This window comes from Microbacterium pollutisoli (assembly GCF_053586795.1).
On the sequence record NZ_JBNYWT010000004.1, the window covers coordinates 72,132 to 89,491 of the forward strand.

At 64.7% G+C, this 17,360-nt stretch carries 11 protein-coding genes and 1 pseudogene; 8 read left to right on the plus strand and 4 right to left on the minus strand.

The window, feature by feature from the left end:
• Positions 1-125 precede the first annotated feature (125 nt).
• Genes ACQ143_RS10130 through ACQ143_RS10140 form a run of 3 tightly spaced genes read left to right on the plus strand, consistent with a single transcriptional unit; the run spans position 126 to position 4,923 of the window.
• The gene (locus ACQ143_RS10130; protein WP_449570570.1) at positions 126-2,813 is read left to right on the plus strand and encodes a cell wall-binding repeat-containing protein; all 2,688 of its coding nucleotides are present in this window, start codon (positions 126-128) and stop codon (positions 2,811-2,813) included.
• Positions 2,814-2,830: 17 nt separating this feature from the next.
• Entirely contained in the window at positions 2,831-3,961 is a 1,131-nt protein-coding gene (locus tag ACQ143_RS10135) for a glycosyltransferase (RefSeq protein WP_449570571.1), read from the plus strand.
• Positions 3,958-4,923, plus strand: a complete 966-nt coding sequence (locus tag ACQ143_RS10140) for a glycosyltransferase family 4 protein (RefSeq protein ID WP_449570572.1) — start codon at positions 3,958-3,960, stop codon at positions 4,921-4,923. Before ACQ143_RS10135 ends, ACQ143_RS10140 begins: the two co-directional genes overlap by 4 nt.
• Positions 4,924-4,936: 13 nt before the next feature.
• Here the strand turns inward: ACQ143_RS10140 and ACQ143_RS10145 are convergent, their stop codons facing one another.
• From ACQ143_RS10145 to ACQ143_RS10160, 4 genes are all read right to left on the minus strand, one after another.
• Positions 4,937-6,010, minus strand: coding sequence for a glycosyltransferase (locus ACQ143_RS10145; protein WP_449570573.1), 1,074 nt, complete (start codon positions 6,008-6,010; stop codon positions 4,937-4,939).
• Positions 6,007-7,077, minus strand: a complete 1,071-nt coding sequence (locus tag ACQ143_RS10150) for a polysaccharide pyruvyl transferase family protein (protein ID WP_449570574.1) — start codon at positions 7,075-7,077, stop codon at positions 6,007-6,009. The genes ACQ143_RS10145 and ACQ143_RS10150 overlap by 4 nt, the downstream gene beginning before the upstream one ends.
• Before the next feature lie 258 nt (positions 7,078-7,335).
• Positions 7,336-8,304: a glycosyltransferase 61 family protein gene (locus tag ACQ143_RS10155; RefSeq protein WP_449570575.1), complete on the minus strand. Its 969-nt coding sequence runs from the start codon at positions 8,302-8,304 to the stop codon at positions 7,336-7,338.
• A 378-nt stretch (positions 8,305-8,682) separates the two neighbouring features.
• Entirely contained in the window at positions 8,683-9,717 is a 1,035-nt protein-coding gene (locus tag ACQ143_RS10160; RefSeq protein WP_449570576.1) for a polysaccharide pyruvyl transferase family protein, read from the minus strand.
• 370 nt (positions 9,718-10,087) lie between these two features.
• Between ACQ143_RS10160 and ACQ143_RS10165 the strand changes: the two genes are divergently transcribed.
• The 5 genes and pseudogenes from ACQ143_RS10165 (at position 10,088) to ACQ143_RS10185 (ending at position 17,176) form a co-directional block, all read left to right on the plus strand.
• A complete protein-coding gene (locus tag ACQ143_RS10165) occupies positions 10,088-12,412 on the plus strand; it encodes a glycosyltransferase (protein ID WP_449570577.1) in 2,325 nt (774 codons plus the stop codon).
• 262 nt (positions 12,413-12,674) lie between these two features.
• Positions 12,675-13,577, plus strand: coding sequence for a hypothetical protein (locus ACQ143_RS10170; protein ID WP_449570578.1), 903 nt, complete (start codon positions 12,675-12,677; stop codon positions 13,575-13,577).
• An 86-nt stretch (positions 13,578-13,663) separates the two neighbouring features.
• A pseudogene (locus tag ACQ143_RS10175) lies at positions 13,664-14,032 on the plus strand (glycosyltransferase family 2 protein); the annotation flags it as partial.
• Between the two features lie 510 nt (positions 14,033-14,542).
• Complete coding sequence (locus ACQ143_RS10180; RefSeq protein WP_449570851.1) at positions 14,543-16,066, plus strand: glycosyltransferase; 1,524 nt, start codon at positions 14,543-14,545, stop codon at positions 16,064-16,066.
• A gap of 447 nt (positions 16,067-16,513) precedes the next feature.
• Positions 16,514-17,176, plus strand: coding sequence for a hypothetical protein (locus tag ACQ143_RS10185; RefSeq protein WP_449570579.1), 663 nt, complete (start codon positions 16,514-16,516; stop codon positions 17,174-17,176).
• Positions 17,177-17,360: the final 184 nt, after the last annotated feature.

The following is a 17,360-nucleotide window of genomic DNA, read 5'->3' on the forward strand; positions in this document are numbered from 1 at the left end:
GTAGGGGCGCGGCACGACGGGTCGGCTGGGCGAGCCTCCTCGTCTCGGCAGTCCTCGTTCTTCCGCTGGGAACCACGCCCGCCACGGCGGCGGAGACGACGGCTTATACGTCGCGGCCGGCGGACATGGGAGTCGTGACGGTCATCGGCACCTCGTGGGCCGCGAGCACCGGCAGCACCTTCACGGTGGACTGGGCGGATGTCGCGCGCGCCGCACGGTACGACGTGTACGTGACGGACGAGCCTTCGACGATCTGGGACATGACCGTGCCGACCATGGCGGTCACCGGATCGAAGACGACGATCACGGGGCTGAAGCCGACGACAAAGTACGCGGTGCGGGTCGTCCCCGCCAACAACAAGGGCACCGGCAAGCCCTCCGCGCGGGTGATCTACACCACTCCGCGAACCGAGATCGCGAACCTCGCCTGGCACACCGCCAAGCCCGCCGACACCAGCGCGGTCAGCTTCGTCGGCACGTCGTGGGCTGAGGACACCGGCATCACCCTGTCCGCCGACTGGGCGGACACTCCGCGCGCCACCGGGTACGAGGTGTACGTGTCCAGCGACATCGGGGGCATCTACGATATGACGACCCCGACCATGGTCGTCACCACCTCGAAGTTCACGGTCAAGGGTCTCAAGGAGAAGACCCGCTACGGTGTGCGCGTCGCGGCCATCAACAACATGGGCCGGGCTGCGTATGCGCCCCGGGTGGACTTCACCACGCTGACGGCGGAGACATCGAACCTGCCGTGGAAGACCGTCGAGCCCGGCGACGCCGGCCTCGTCTCCTTCGTCGGCAAGTCGCTCACGTCGACCGGAGCGACGCTCAGCATCGACTGGGCAGACGTGAAGAACGCGACGGCCTACGAGGTGTACGCTGCCACCGGCTACGACGCGGTGGCGAAGATGACCACCCCGACCCTGACGGTCACCGCCTCCAAGGCCACGCTGACCCGGTTGCAGAAGAACACCGACTACTTCGTCCGCGTCGTCCCCCTCAACAGCGCGGGCCGCGGCCAGACGTCGCACCGGGCCGGCCACCAGACGATCTCGGCCGAGGGCAGCGGTGGTCAGAACTACTCGCTGCTGACGTGGAACGTGTGCTCGAACGTGTGCGGCGACTTCGCGGGGCGCAAGAGCATCATCGATGCGCGCATCCGTGAACTGGGGCCGGACATCGTCGGGCTGCAGGAAGCGCACGCCTACACGTCCGCCCCGTCGGGGTACACGTTCGCGCACAACGGTCAGAACGACATCCTGATCCGCAACGGCGTGTTCACCAAGGTGCGTCCCAAGAGCGGTGTCGCCACCAGCGGTGCCACCCGGTTCTCCAGCAAGCACTACGGTGCCGGGCAGGGGCTGTCCTGGGCGGCGCTGCGGCACAGCTCCGGTGCGCATGTCATCGCGGTAAGCCTGCACCTCGTCGTCGGCAACAGCGCGGCGCAGATGAAGCAGCGTCAGTACGAGGCCGAGCGGGCCGTCTCCTACGCCACGTCGATGCGGACCAAGCTCGCCAAGACGTACGGCTCGGCCATGAAGAACGCGGCCATCATCTTCACGGGCGACTTCAACACCAGCAAGGCCACCTCCGGTGACACGACCACGGCGCTGCTGCAGAAGATGGGCTGGTACGACGCCTTCGACCAGGCTCGTTCCCTCAGCGGCCAGCTGCGCAACACCGCCAACCCCGGCATGAAGAGTTCGATCACGTACTCCGGCAGGTGGGGGGCGCCGATCGACAAGGTGCTCGTCGAGCCCACGCGCACCACGATCACCTCGTGGACCCATGCCGGCAAGATCGTGGGTGGCAAGTATGCGACCCCGCTGGGATCGGACCATCACCCGGTGCTGGTGAAGGGCAACTTCGGTGGCACGCTCGTCCCGACGAAGCTGCCCGCCGGCGTCTCCCGCATCCAGGGGACGAACCGCTACGGCACCAGCGCGAACGTCTCCCGGACGACCTTCTCCTCCGGTGTCCCCGTCGCCTACATCGCCAGCGGGGCGAACTTCCCCGACGCGCTGGCCGGCGCGGCCGCCGCGGGTATCAAGGGCGCGCCGGTGCTCCTCACTCCGCCGACCGGCCTGTCGGACGAGGTCAGAGCTGAACTGAAGCGACTGCAGCCCCAGCACATCAAGGTGTTGGGCGGCCCGGGAGCGGTCCGCTACACCGTCTTGACGCAGGCGAGGGATTACACCGCCGGAACGGTGGAGCGCATCTACGGTGCCAACCGTTATGAAACCAGCGCCGCGGTCTCGCGAGCGACCTTCCCGAAGGGGGCGGACGTGGCCTACCTCGCGGCCGGGGCGGACTTCCCCGACGCGCTCTCCGGGGCTGCGGCGGCCGCCCAGCGGGGAGGCCCCGTGCTGCTCACTGCGAAGGACGCGATCCCGCCGTCGGTGAAGAAGGAGCTCACGATTCTGAAGCCCCGTGAGATCGTGATCCTCGGCGGCCCGGGTGCGGTGTCGGACAAGGTGCTCACCGCCGCCAAGGCGCTCGCGCCGACTGTCACGCGTGCGGACGGCCTCAACCGGTACGCGACGTCGGCGGCCATCTCGCAGGACACCTTCGCAGCCGGCGTCCCCGTCGCCTATGTCGCCGTCGGCACTGCGTTCCCGGACGCCCTATCCGGCGCGGCCGCAGCCGGCGTGAGCGGGGGCCCCGTGCTCCTCGTGGGTGCGTCGACCATTCCGAGCGAGGTCAAGGCGGAGCTGAAGCGCCTCAAGCCGAAGAAGATCGTCGTCCTCGGTGGGCCGGGGGCCGTCGATGACATGGTGGCCGTCGACCTCGGCGATTACGTCGTCCAGTAGCGCGGAACGTGTGAGCAGTGTCCGGCATCCTGATCCACGAGTGGCTCGCGCGGTACGGCGGCTCTGAGAACGTCTTCGAGGTGCTGTCGCGCGCGTTCCCGGATGCCGAGCGCTTCTGCCTCTGGAACGACAGCGCCGGCCGGTTCGACGGTGTGCACGAGACGATGCTGGCGCGCACCCCGCTGCGGCACAGCAAAGCCGCCGCGCTCCCTGCCATGCCCGTGGTCTGGCGGCACCTGCCGGCCCGCGACGCCGACTGGATCCTCTGCAGCACCCACCTGTTCTCACACCACGCCCGGTTCGCCGGTCCCGCCCGGGAGGCCCCCAAGCTGGTCTACGCGCACACCCCCGCGCGGTACCTCTGGACGCCCGAACTCGACGGCCGTGGCAACGGTCCGGTCGCCCGTGCCGTCTCGGCGGTGCTGAAGCCGCTCGATCGTCGTCGCGCCCAAGAGCCGGTCGCGATCGCGGCCAACAGCGCGTTCGTGGCCCAGCGCATCGCCGACACCTGGGAGCGGGAGGCGACGGTGATCCATCCCCCGGTCGACGTCACGGCCTTCGCCGCTCCGTCCGGTGAACTGGCGCCTGCCGAGCAGGCGGTCCTGTCCGCGCTGCCCTCGGAGTTCCTGCTCGGGGTGTCGCGGTTCGTGCCGTACAAGCGGCTGGACCGGGTGATCGGAGCCGGTGCCGCGGCGGGACTTCCCGTCGTCCTGGCCGGGCACGGTCCCGACGAGGAGCGGCTGCGCACGATGGCGGCCGACCGGCGTGAGCCGGTCGTGTTCGTCCGCGACCCGTCGTCGGAAATGCTCGCCGCGCTGTACCGTCGTGCCCTGGCGCTGGTGTTCCCCGCTGTCGAGGACTTCGGCATCATGCCGGTGGAGGCGATGGCCACCGGCACCCCGGTCGTGGCCGGCGCGATCGGAGGCACCGCCGAGACCGTCGTCGATGGAGTGACCGGCGCTCTCGTGCATGACTGGTCGCGCAGTGAACTCGCCGGCGCGGTCGCGCGCGCGGTGAAAGCCGATGCGGATGCGTGCGTGGCGCGAGCGCACGAGTTCGACACCTCTGTCTTCGTCGACCGCATCACAGGCTGGCTGTCGTCGGTGACGGCGACAACGCCCGCGTCGTCGGACGGCACCCGGTCGTGACGGCGCTGTACGTGGACGACCGGTATCGCGGTGCGCACGGCATCGGCCGCTACGCGAGCGAAGTGCTGTCCCGGCTGCGGCCGCGCGCAGAGGCCCTCGGCCTGAACGGCAGCCCGCACAGGCCCACAGACGCGTTCCGGGCGCTTCCCGGGCTCTCGGCCCAGGCCCTCGTGTATTCGCCCGGCTATGGGGCGCTGGTGCGCGCGCCACGGCAGGTCCTCACCGTGCATGACCTCATCCAACTGCGCATGCCGTGGCCGCAGCGGATGAAGTTCGTGGCGTACTACGCGGGTCCTGTGCGTCACGTCGTGCGCAAAGCCGGCGTCGTGATCACGGTGTCGGAGACTTCGGCCCGCGACATCCGGGAGTGGGTGCGCGACGACGCCGTGCAGGTCGTCAACGCGGGCAACGGCTGCTCTGCCGCGTTTCGGCCCGACGGTCCCGCGGCTGCGCAGACAGACCCGTATGTGCTGTTCGTGGGCAACCTGCGCCGGCACAAGAATCTCGATGTCGTGCTGCGGGCATTCGCGCTCACGTCCGGCATCCGTCTCTGCGCGGTACTGCCGCAACGGGAGATCGACACCGCCCAGGCGCATGCCCGTGATCGAGGAGTCGCTGACCGCGTGCATTGGCTGCACGGCGTCGACGACGAGCATCTTGCGCAGCTGTACCGCGGCGCTGCCGCGACCGTCATGCCGTCTCTGGATGAGGGCTTTGGTCTGCCGGCGCTCGAGTCGATCGCCTGCGGTGTGCCGGTCGTCTTCTGGCGCGGATGTGAGTCGGTGGCCGAGATCGTCGGTGGCCGTGGCTGGGGTCTGCAGCAGGCGACGGATGCCGAGGAATGGGCGAGTGCTCTGGTCACGGCGGTGGATGCGCGACGCCGCGTGACGCCGCCGGGCGGCGCCCACGACTGGGACCGCACGGCGGGAACGGTTTCCGACGTGCTCGAACGGTACCTGTAGCCGGCCGTGCGGGCTACAGCCGCGCGATGAAAGCCGCCAGTGCGTCGGTCTTGACCTGCCAGCCCTCCCCGGCGGCACGGTGCGCACCCGCGGTGTTGGGGGAGGGGGCTCGAAGGGCACGGCCCAGCGCCGTCTCCGCATCGCCACGATCCGTGTACGTGAACACGCCGGCCGGCTCATCCGCACGGATGACGGGGGTCTCGGTCGCGACGACGGTCAGGCCTGCCGCCAGGTACTCGTGGAGCTTCATCGGGCTGCGGCCGGTGTTGAGCGGGTCGTCGGAGAACGGCAGCAGGCCGACGCGGGCGCGGTGCAGCAGTGCGGGCACCTCGTCGTAGGGGATCGGGCCGAGCAGCGAGATGTTGCTCGGCAGAGCCGGATGCTCGCCCTCCGGGCCGGCGATCAGGAACTTCACGTCCGGGTGCGAGCGGGCCCAGGCGACCACCTGGGGCCAGTCGAACCGGCGGTCGAGGGCCCCGACGTACACGCACACGGCAGGCCGCGGTTCACGGTCCGTCGACCGGAAGCGCTCGACGTCGGCGCCGTTGCCCAGCACAACGCTCGGCAGGTCTGCCGCCGACAGTGCCGCCAGCACCTCCGTCGAGGTCGCCACGACGCCGTCGGCAGCGGCGAGGATGCTCTTCTGCAGTCGAGCCTTCACTCCGTCGGGGTAGAGATCGGTGGGGCGGTAGATCAGGCGGGGTGCAAGCGCGCGGATGCTGTCGTCCCACAGCAGCGGCTGGTCGATCAGCACGGCGTCGAACCGTGGGTCTATGCCGTGGCCGGCCAGTTCGCGCGCCACGCGGAAGCGGCCGTACGGTCGGGGCAGCGCCGTGCGCGGCACGAGGTGCAGGACGCCCTGTTCATCACGATGCGGGCCGCGCGGCACGGTGGTGGACATCGGAGCAGGCACCCGCCCTGTGACGCGGTGTGCGATCGAGATCGGCGTCGAGAGGTGCACCACTTCGGCACCGCGGCGGGCGAGTTCGCGTGCGTAGTGGTGGCTTCCCACACGGAAGGGACCGAAGACGTGGCTGTGCGAGAGGAAGAGGATGCGCTGATCGGTGGCCTTCTGCATGTCGCTCATGCGCGCGCCGCCCGTATGGTCGCACGGATCTCGGCTTCGACCTCGTCCAGCTGTCGTTCGGCGTCGCGCACACAGCCGCTGACCTCGGTGGCGCGGCCCAGCTGCGCGCGGAGGAACGTTTCGATCTCCGCCCTGGTGGATGCGGCGGCGTCGAGAGTCAGGCCGTGAAGTCCGATGGTGTCGAACGCCGCGGCGATTTTGGCGGTGGGTGTCGGCACGACTTCCGCGGGCACCGCACCGCCGAGCGCCGCGAGCACGAGCACGTGCATGCGGTCACTGAGCACCAGGCGGGCGCCGGAGTACCGCTCTCGCAGCCGCTCCTCCTGTACGAGGGGGTCGGTGTCGCCCCACGGCTCGAAGGTCCCGCCGAGCGCATCGGCGAGCTCACGGGCCCGGTGTTCGTCTTCGCGCACCTGCACGACCGTCCGGATGCGCAGGCCCTCGGCCGCGGCGGTGGCGCGGACCGCCTGGATCCACGCGTCGTCCGGGCGCGGTCGGGCCCCACGCAGGCTGACGATCAACTCATCGCGGTCTTCCCATGCTCGCCCGGGGCGGATGCCGGCGGCGAACCCGATGTCGGGCACGACCCGGCCGCCGCCGACGATCTCCGCGCTGCGCGCGTCGCGCCACAGGGCGAACTGCGACCAGCGGGCGGCACGGGCGTGCAGCCATGCGGACGGGTTGCTCGGCGCGCGGATGCCGCGCGGCGACCGTACGACGACGCCGCCCTTGAGCCGCACGATCACGGTCTCGATGAGGAACACCAGCTCGCGCAGACCGTTGCCGCGGTCGAGTGGCACCTCGCCGGCCTCGAACACGAGCACGGGGTGCCGCGGCGCGGTGAGCAGCATCCACAGCCAGCGGGGCACGCTGCGCTTGCCGCGCAGCACCGTGGCGTCCTCCGGGAGGTCCAGCTGCGCGAGCCACGCATCGGGCGCATCACCCACGTACGCGACCAGTTGATCGGACGTGCTCCGCGACCAGTCGAGGGTTCCCCGCCGAATGAGCGCGTCACCGATATTGCCCGCCGGCCCCGTCAGGGACGCGAATACGCGGACGAGGGCCATCTCATGAATCTACTATGGTGCGGTGGCTCGTCGTTTGCGGGGCAGGGTCCCCCTGGGGCGGCCGGAACCGCATTTGAAGCGCAATCCTGGTTCCGGCGAGTTCCGCCCGTAGTTACGGATAATCCCGACGCCCGCTTGAGCGATGATACGACCTTCTGCACCCGACTTCGTCACGTCGAGCACGATCCCGGCGAGCGGCGCCAATCACTCGATCCCCGGAGCTGACAGCCGGATGCGCGCAGGGCTTATTCAGGCCGGCTAACGCTTGAGTTGGTTGCGCGACTCGACCGCCTTGGCGATCCGCCTGAGCCTAAGAGCAAGTTCGGGCTTGCCGATCGCGTGCAGCCCCCCTTCCATGAGCTTGAGACGTTCGGGGAGAGGAGCCGATGAATTAATCACGCAGATTCGCCGAGCCCACTGCTCAAGGTCTGTCTGCTGTGCATCGGAGAACTCGGTCTCGTCCCAGCTGTCAGAGAGATCGATCCCCTCAGCTGCAAAGAACTCCACGAGGGCGCTGGAATTTACGAACGCGAACGCTCGGTTAGTGTGCGGAGTGTCGCGCCTGACATCGAACGAAAAGTAGATATTCCCTAGTAAGCAATCGACGGCCTGAAATGAATCGCATCGTGGAGCAAGGGTCTCCTCACCAAAGTTAGATCCCTTTCTACGTACAAGGATAGATATTCGTTGGGATGCTCGACCAAGTAGCTGCCGGCAGTGCGCCGCTGAGCCTTCGGAGAAGATGAGGTGGCGGGCGCCGGAATAGTAGGCAAGTTGTTCGTGCAGAGGTAGTTTTTCGGGTCTGATAACCGTTACACCGTGGGCGCGCAGTTGGTGTTCTAGGTATGCCTCACCGCCGAGCTTGCTACCCGCGACACCTGCGCGAGAAACGTAGACGAAGTCCGCCCTTCTATCGGGCAATTGATCCACTTTGCTCGCCGCGTGCATATCCAATGCGTCCAGGTATGCCTCGCTCGGTCCCCGTTTGAGATTTTCCGCTTGTGAGAAAGCGTGCAGTTCACCCACCACTAGCGGCGTATCTGTTACCCAGTACACCTGGGACTCTCGAACGCCCAGCCAATCCATCACGTTGTTCATCCACACTGGCACCGCATCGGAGCGTACGCCCGGTGGGAGTAGCATCACCGTGACGTCGTCTGGGCGCTCGAGGGTCTTGTGTAATAGTCGCGTCGACTGTTCGGCGACGAAGTGACCGAAGTGATTCACGCCGTATCCGCCCCAACTGGCGGCGCCCCTAATATAAGCAGGCGTGAGTTCCGACCGTCGAGGGAGAATGTCCACAACTCGGTCTCCACGCAGATATCGGAGGTCGTGCTGGGATTCGAAATCGGGCCATATCGGACCCCCGACCGGGATCTTTCGCCGTTCGCCAGTTGCCGGTTCAATGCGGATGTCCGCGAAAGCAGCGTGCGTGCCAAGCGGTGACGCGATCCGTATGGTCAAGATCTCTCCCAAGTGCCTGGCCTTTCCGGCCCTACGCTACCAGCGCTGGGTGTCTGCGACTGGTTCGGTTGCCGTCACCACGTGCTGAGCGACTGGCGAATTTGACTGCTTCGCCGCCGCGGAGTGAGCCGCATCCGGTGTTCAGTCGATGAACTCAAGCAAACGACGGGCGTCGCGCTTGAGTCTTTGAAGAGTGTCTTCGTCGTCATTTGTCCAAACTGCCGTCTCCGCCGCGGAGACAAGTTGCTGGAAGTCATCGACCGTCGCAGTAGAGAGATCTATCGCTCGCTCAGGGTGTCCGATCTGTTCGTAGAATCGGCGCGTCTTTTCTCGCACGTACAGTGAGAAAGTTGGGATTCGCTGCGAATACGATGTTATGGCCAAGTGAAGGTGAGATGTGAAGACCGACCGATGGCCCGACAATCGCGACAGATACTCATCGAGACGGGAGTATCGCAGGATACCGGTGCCGGGAGCAGAAGCCGCGAGTTGGGGACGACCTCGACCGTTGGAAATCAGCGTGATGCGCTCCGCGTTATTACGCACGTAGGTGGCGGCTGCCTCTGAGATTTCTGGCAACAGAGGGTTCGTCTTGAGATCCTCGAAAGACCCGACGTCGAACTGGAACCCGATTGGGCGGCCCCGGCGGGGAGCAAATTCAAGATAATCGGAGGACAGCAGTGCGCAGTCTGCTCCTAGAACCACCTTGGGCCCTCGGACCCCGATGCTTGCGAGGTGTTCGAGCGACTCCTGCTCACGAACACCGATCTTCTCAGCCAGTAGAGAGACTCCGAAGGCGAGCATCTTCGAGCGTTCAAGGATCCATGGTCCGGCGCCTACGCTCGTGACCATCACTCGTTTGCCTTTGAGCTCGCCGCGAATCGCCGCGCGGGCCACGATGTCAAGATAGGACGCTCCGGGTTTGGACCCCGATGTGTCTGAAAGAATGCCGCCGCCGCCGACAACCACGGTGTCAGCCGCGCGGATGAGGTCGCCGTAGTCCTCGGCGTAGTCGATACCTAGCCACTCGGCGTTCTCCCGCCCCAGCTTCGGTACGGTGACGGCATAACCAGCACGCTGAAGATGCTTCGCGATGATCGCTCCGACGAGGTCATCACCGAAGTTGTGCACGCGATATGGGCCAACAACAACCGCGCGCTTCGCTCTGTCGGGCACTGGCCAACCTCTTCCGTAAGTCAATATGACGGCCGTACGCAGCGCCCGCCCAAATAAGTGTGGAGCGTTGTATCCCGGCCCCGCGGTCTTCGACAGACTCTAGCGAACGTTGGCTGCGGCGGAGAACCTCGACCAGCGGCCTCAGGTAATAATGCGGTCTGTGCGATCGATCCGACTCGCGGTTCGACGCGAGGACGGCTGTAGATGTCTGAGCGCATCACCTCGCACGTGGCGGCACATGCCATTCCTCCACCATCCAAGATATCTCGCCAAGGAGAAGCACTTGGCGGCGCTGGCCGTAGCGGCGGGCGGTGAGAGTAGGGATCGTCCGCGGTCTCCGCGTCCCCGACCTGCGCATACAATGTCGGTCGTGCCTGCCGCGTCGATTGTCGTGCCCCTTTACAATGATGAAGCTTGGGTGGCACGCGCCCTACATAGTTGCCTTTCGCAGACGAGGCGCGACATTGAGGTGATCTGCGTCGATGACGCATCCGCAGACAACACCAGCGCCATCGTCGCTGAGTTCGCCGTCGACGATGACCGCATTCGGCTCATCCAGTTGGAGAGCAATCAGTCGGCGTTTCAGGCGCGCCGAGTTGGGGTGGAGGCCGCGAGCGCGCCGTTCGTGATGTTCCTTGATGGTGATGACGAGCTCCGGCAAGATGCCGTCGCGGTTGCGATTCAACGCGCGACGCAAACGAAAGCTGACGTTGTCGGATTCGGCGTCGATGTTCGTAGCGATGACGGCGCTCGATCCCCCCGGTTCGAGCGCTCTCTGCAGCCGAAGCATTCTAAGCTCGTGGCGCCGAACATCGTCCGCAGTCTGTTCCCCGCCGACGCGCCGGCCCAGGGGCACCTGTGGCGCTACCTTTGGAAAACTGAGCTGTTGCGACGCGCGTACGCTGGTTCGACCTCAGATGAAAAGTATTATCGCGCAAACGACATCCCCGTCACGTTTCTAGCGCTCGCCGCAGCGTCGAAGTACGCATCGACGCCGGAGAAGCTGTATCTATACCATTTTCGCCGCGGGACCAGCGGCCATGGCGTCACTGACGTGGAGAAGTTCCGCTTCTACCTCGGCGCGATTGACGCGATCAGTTCCATCGGCACGCGTGTGCGCAGTCATGCGGTGTCGCCCAGTCTGATGCCGAGTTACGAGTCGGCTCGGCGGTCGATCATGGGGAACATCCTGCGTTACCTCGTTGACGATACTGAAGACGCCATCCGGAAGCCGTGCTTTCAGATGCTTCGAGATCGTGTTGCAGACGATATTGAACTCCTGCGCGCAGCCGCTGTGTTCTGCCCTGAGAGCATCGAACTCTTCGCGGAGCGTGGGGACCCCTCGCCACGAGTTCGCCACGAAGCCCGCAGCGTCCTTCTGACAACGGGAAATCTCCGCGCCGGGGGTGTCCAAGGCGTATTGACCGCGCAGGCCCACCACCTGCGTGATGCGGGTTTCATAGTCACTGTCGCAGTGTTCGACCCGGCCCCCGCAGTGTACGAGCTTCCGCCTGATGTAATGGTCGTGCATGCTCCGGGCGGCAGTGACTCGGACCGGATCCTGTGGTGGAGTAACTTTCTTCGCAATCATCAAATCGATGTGGTAATTGACCATCATATTCTGTACAACCGGCGTTGGCCTCTGCTGGCAATCGCGGCTCAGTGCGTTGGCGTAAAGACGATCGGTTGGTTGCACAACTTTGCGCTGCGGCCGATGGCCGATAGGGACGATCGGATCTCGTTCCTGCTTCGGAACCTTCCGTATCTTGAGACGGTCGTGGTCCTATCGCAGGCCGACGTCGCGTTCTGGAAATTGCAGGGCATCAACAACGTGGTCTGGCTGCCCAACCCAATCGCGCACCTGGAACCCGCACATGGGACCGTGCCCCACCAGCGTCAGCGATCCGACCGAATAGAGCTTGCGTGGTGGGGACGTCTACAGCAAGGGACGAAGCAAGTCAGGGACCTTGTTCAGGTCGGCGAACGACTTGCTGCGCTTGGGGTGGACTTCCACTTGTCGATAATCGGCCCGGATAGTCCCGATCTCACCGCCCGCCAGGTTGTTGAGGAGGCGAGAAAGCGAGGCATCGAGGACAGGGTCACCCTCACTGGTGCCCTACATGGTGATGCGCTGGCAGCGAGAATCCAATCGGCCCATCTGCTTCTCTTGACCAGTGTCATTGAAGGTTACCCGCTCACGCTCGTCGAGGCGCAAGCCAATGGGCTGCCGGTCATAATGTACGAATTGCCCTGGCTTGCTTACGTTCAGGGGAACGATGCCATCGTCTCGGTCCCCCAGGGGGACAAGTGGGCTATGGCGGAAGCTGTTGCCGAACTCGCCCAGGACGAGGATCGATACGCGGCCCTGTCGCGCGCAGCGCTCGAAGCGGCCAGACGGGCGTTGAGTCACGACTTCGCGTCGCTATACACACAGCTCGTGCGGGGCGCGTTGCCAGGGCACTATTCGCCGAGCCCGACGGGGGCCGATTCAGCGCTATTGTTGCGGTGGGCCGTCTTCTTTGCGGAGCGCAACGCGCGGATAACTCGCCGCGAAGTTGGCCGACTGGAGAATCGGCTCCGCGATTCACTGCGCTTGAGTCGCGAACTCAAGGACCTTAAGTCCGGCTGGTCGTTCCGCTTAGGCCGCACGATTACATCGATACCCCGCAGAGTACGTGCATTGACTCGGCTCTAACCGCTATGTCGTTGCAGCCCGACTGAGCGAGACCGCCGTGCGGGCCCGGTGCACGATCGGTCGGCATCGAGTGGGCGACGACCGAGGCTAGCATTGTGGGATGGCCTCCGCCCGCCGCGCACCCCAACCGCCAGGCACGTTGGTCGTCCAGGAGATCCAACGGCCACCTGGTCCAGTTCTTCGTTACGTTGATCAGGTCGCCGGTGTACACACTCCTGACGTCGTGTTCAGGTACTCACAAGGTGTGCTGAGGCGTTTCGACATGGATGTGATCCATGTGGCGGATGAAGACCTGGACCGACTCGTGGGCGCACCGGAGGACCGTCCAGTTCGCCGGCTTCTCTTGGCGATCATTCTGTGCAGCATCCTTCGTGCTCGTAAGATCGCACTCGTTCGCACGGTCCACATAGTGGAGCAGAAAAAACCGACAGGCACTGCCGCGCGACTCGCACGTAGGTTACTTGATGATGCGACCAGCATCTTCGTGTCGCTGGAAGGGGCATCTCCGACGCCGGACGGTGTCTGTACCGCTGACATTCGGCATTCCCACTATCGCGATCGATTCATCGGGTATCCGCACGAGGATATGGTTCGCGGAAGAATTTTGTATCTTGTGCCATCGAATCCAGAGAGCGAGATCAACTCATTGGTCGCCGCTGCCCTCGCCGCAAGCGTTTCGGGTATCACTTTGCGGATCGCGGGCCGGGTAGGCGAGGAAGTCGAGGCGTCCGTACGTGCAGACTGCGCGCGGCATGCAACTACATTGTCCGCACGGCTCGAGCAGCTATCCGATGGTGCTCGAGTGCAGGAAATCACCGCCGCTGAGGTCGTCGTCATTCCGCGCGTCGACTCGATCGAAGCAGTGCAGACGGCACTTCTCGCCTTATCTCTGAACCGGCTCGTGCTGATGCCAAGGACCGCATGGACTACGAAGCTCGCGCGCGACGTGACTACGGGTTGGACCCACCTGAGCGATGGGCCGATCACTTCCGCCACGCTCGTCGATGCCGTCGCCAAAGCGTCGGACGGCAACCGGGGGCCGCGGCCGGACCTCACGGGTCGCGACCTCCCCACGATTCGCTCCCACTACCTCAGCGCTTTTCAAGCCGCGTCACAATCCCACCGCGGTAACCGGGGGTTCATCAGGCCGCCGGGCCCGCGCTAGACACCAGCTCGGTAGGCTACCAGTGACTCGCATCACATGGGCCGGGTCCCTACTACGCTCTTCCGCTCCAGATCGAGGTACGCACTGTGGCCGGTCCCCGAGTTTCCATTGTCATTCGCCTCAATAACGACGAAACACACGTCGGGAGTGCGATCGAAAGCTGCCTTCGACAATCGCTCAGGGAGATTGAGGTCGTCTGTGTAGACGCAGGCTCAAACGAAGGCACCCTCAAGGTCGTCGAAAGCTATCAGCGCTCGGACTCCCGGGTCAGATTGGTTCAACGGCTGAGCACTGATTCGACGACCAGCGCCACAATGCTCGGAGTATCGAGTGCGAATGCGCCCTATGTCGGCTTCCTCGAGGTGGGTGATGAACTGACGGTTGACGCGATGGAAACAGTGCTCATCACAGCACGCGCGGAGAGGGCGGATGTCGTCGGATTCGGGATCGAGGCGGCTCACGCGAACTCGAGTGCATCTGGCGCGACTCAAACGTCATTGCCACCCAGCCGCGAAAATTGGGTTGGGCTGGAAATGGCTCCCGCGTTGTTTCCATTCGGGGGTACCAGACGTCCGCACTTGTGGGGTCACCTCATTAGCTTGTCGCTTCTTCGTAAGGTGAGCGCCGCCCTGCCTGGGCTTGCAGTCCCGGGGCCCGGGGATGATATGGCGTTCATCTTCCTGCTACTGGCATATGCTCGAAAGTACGTGCGCATTCGGAGTGACCTATATCGTCGCTCTAGTCGGGCCGATGCAGAGCGATGGCAAGATCCGGAGGCTCGGTTCAAACTCTGGCTAAGTCGCGTCGATACCATGTCCGCTCTTCGTGGCCCCGTCGGGTCGATCGCTGAGACAAGCGGTAGCGACGACAGCCTCATCCATCTGTATGACGCGGCTCGCCTTAACGCGATAGCGGAGGCGCTTCGTATGTGCGCTAGTGAGCACGGGGTCGTTGATGCGCCTGGTTTGACGTTGATCGTGGACCGCGTCGGCCACCTAGATGTTGTGCGCGCCGCGGTGCGTTACTTCCAGGAAGCGCTCCCCGCACTTTCCCAGTTCGCAGTCGAACCTCCGCAACGGATCTCGTCCACCAAGCGCGTCCTTCTCACGACGGCCCATCTGGACACAGGCGGACTTCAAGCAGTGGTGATTGACCAGGCGAACCGACTCACCGAGGCGGGTTGTCATGTCGTTATTGCCGTTCGTCGACCAGCGAAGCTGGAAGTCGATCTGCCAGTGGGAGTCGAGGTGGTAGTGCTCGACTCAGACATGGCCAGCCGACTCGACCAATGGGTGAGTATCTGCCAGCTTTATTCGATTGATGTCATCATCGACCATCACATCATGTACAACCGTGAATGGCCATGGTTGACTCACGCCGCGCTGGCCATCGGCGTGCCTACCATCGGGTGGCTCCACAACTTCGCTTTGCGGCCAGTTCTTGATCGCAGCCGTCGGACTAGTTTTCTTACAACACACCTGCGCTTGCTCCTCAGAGTCGTGACGCTCTCGCCGGCTGACGTTGCATTCTGGAAGATGCGTGGGGTTCGACGGACGGTATACCTGCCCAATCCCCCGTCTCCTTTGACTCTGGCGGCACTTGCATCGCGCGCGGACCGGGCGTATCGCGGCGGTCGTCTGCAACTGGTCTGGTGGGGACGCTTGGACAACTCAACCAAACAGCCGCACCAGCTTATACAGGCGGCCGCAGCGTTAAGCGCACGCGGCGTCAATTACAGCCTGAGAATCATCGGGCCAGAAACGAAGAGTCTCCGTAGCGCCGAGCTGCGCAGCTACGCGGCGGACTACGGGCTCGAGGCGCACGTCGAGATCGTCGGAAACCGTGACGCCGATGAACTGATCGTCGAACTGGAGGAAGCTCACCTTTACCTCATGACGAGCGCGATCGAGGGTGCCCCCCTTGCGCTTCTCGAAGCACAAGCTCTCGCATTACCCGCTGTGATGTACGACTTGCCTTGGCTCACCGCAGTGCGTGACAGTGCCGGCATTATCACGACCCCACCCGACGACCCCGAGGCACTCGCAGCGGCAATCGCCGATCTGGCGATAGATCGGCAACGATACGCGCGGCTCTCCGCGGCGGCGCGTGAGTTCGCCTCGATGGCTGCGGAGGTCGACTTTACCAAGCTCCTGTTTCAGCTCTTCGACGACGATCTACCGCCCGACTATTCACCGAGTCCGTCGGTCGCCGAAGCCAGCCTCCTCATCGATTGGCTCGTCCGATACGCCGAGCGTTCGATCGGGCACGACAGACCGGGGGTCTCCTATGAGACGGGTGAGATCGCTGCGCTTCGACGCGAACTCCGCCTAGTTCAGCGGGAGTTGCGGCACGTCACGGCGGGCCCCTCTTACCGGTTGGGACGAGCGATTACCTGGATGCCACGAACACTGCGCGATTGGTTCACTCGTGCGTTGCGGGGCTGGTTCGATCGACGGGCCAGCGCCGACGCTACGGGGCGGGTCAACTGACCGCGGTGAGGCGTTCTCTGCTCCGCGCGCGCGTCGCAATTGCCCAACTAAAATCGCTTGGCAGGGAGGTTGGCAGTGAGAGATGTCTTCGTGCATCCGTCCGGACAGGATGACAACCTGGGCGATTCGGCGTTGCGCGCGGCACTCATCGGTGCATTACGCAGAGCAGGGTCTCGTCTCCACATCTACTTGGAGGGGCAATCGTCTGACTACCTCTCGGGCATTCCGACTCTCCCCGCCGATCTTTGCTACGCGGACCGGCGTCGGTGGCTGAACGCCGCTGTCGGATCACAACGGCCACTCTTCGTGGTAAACGCGGGTGAGGTGAATCCACAGAGCAATCAACGATTCCCCCATCCGCACCGTGCAACAGAAATCCGCCGGTTCGTCCAACACGGGGGTGAGGTCATCGCCGCTGGCCTGGGGTTTAGAGACCCCCATCACAGCATGGGCGCCATCTTCGACCCTTTGCTACGCGATGCGCGCATCGTCTCCTGGCGGGATTCGGAGTCGCAGCGAGCCGCTGGCTTCGGCACGGTCGCTCCCGACTGGGCCTTCGCCCTCGGTCCGCGGACAAGCACGTGGCTCCCTGCTCATTCGCGCGGGCTGCTCGCAGTCACGCTCCGGTTTGATCGCCCGTGGCCGTGCGACGCCTGGTTGCGGACAGTCCGATCGATCGCTGCGGAGACGCGCACGGAGATTGTCACCCTGGCGCAGGTGGCTCGCGATTCACCGCGGGCTGTTGGGCTGGCTTCAGCTCTAGGGGGACGTTATCTGGTCGCTCGGAGCACACGACATGACGATCTCGATCGGCATGTGCGGTCGGTGTATTCCAGAAGCATCGCCGTGGTGAGCGATCGAGCACACGCGCTGGTCATCGGCGCGACGGAAGGCGCCTACCCGATCGGGTCTGCGTCAGATCCGCAGAAGATAAAGCGCATCCTTGATGCGGCTGGCCTCGGTGCGCTCACCGGCGACCACCATGGTCTTGCCGACCGTGTCACCAACCTGCAGACCGAACGTGGTGACCTCGCCGTATTGGTGGACGCTGCTCGTCGATCGGTGGGTTCCCTTGAGGAACGGATAGCCGAGATGGTCGCGCCGGTGTGACGAGGTCGACCACGATGCGAATTCCTCCCGTTCCGGGCGGTGTCGCCAACAGTGAGTGTGGTTGGACGAATAACTCTTCTGCCTGCACCGGGCATTGCCAGCAGCGGCCAGGGTGCCGCAGTATCATCGGACAAGACAATAAATCATCAGACGAGACGAACGCTGGCGGGAGGGTCCCACGCGG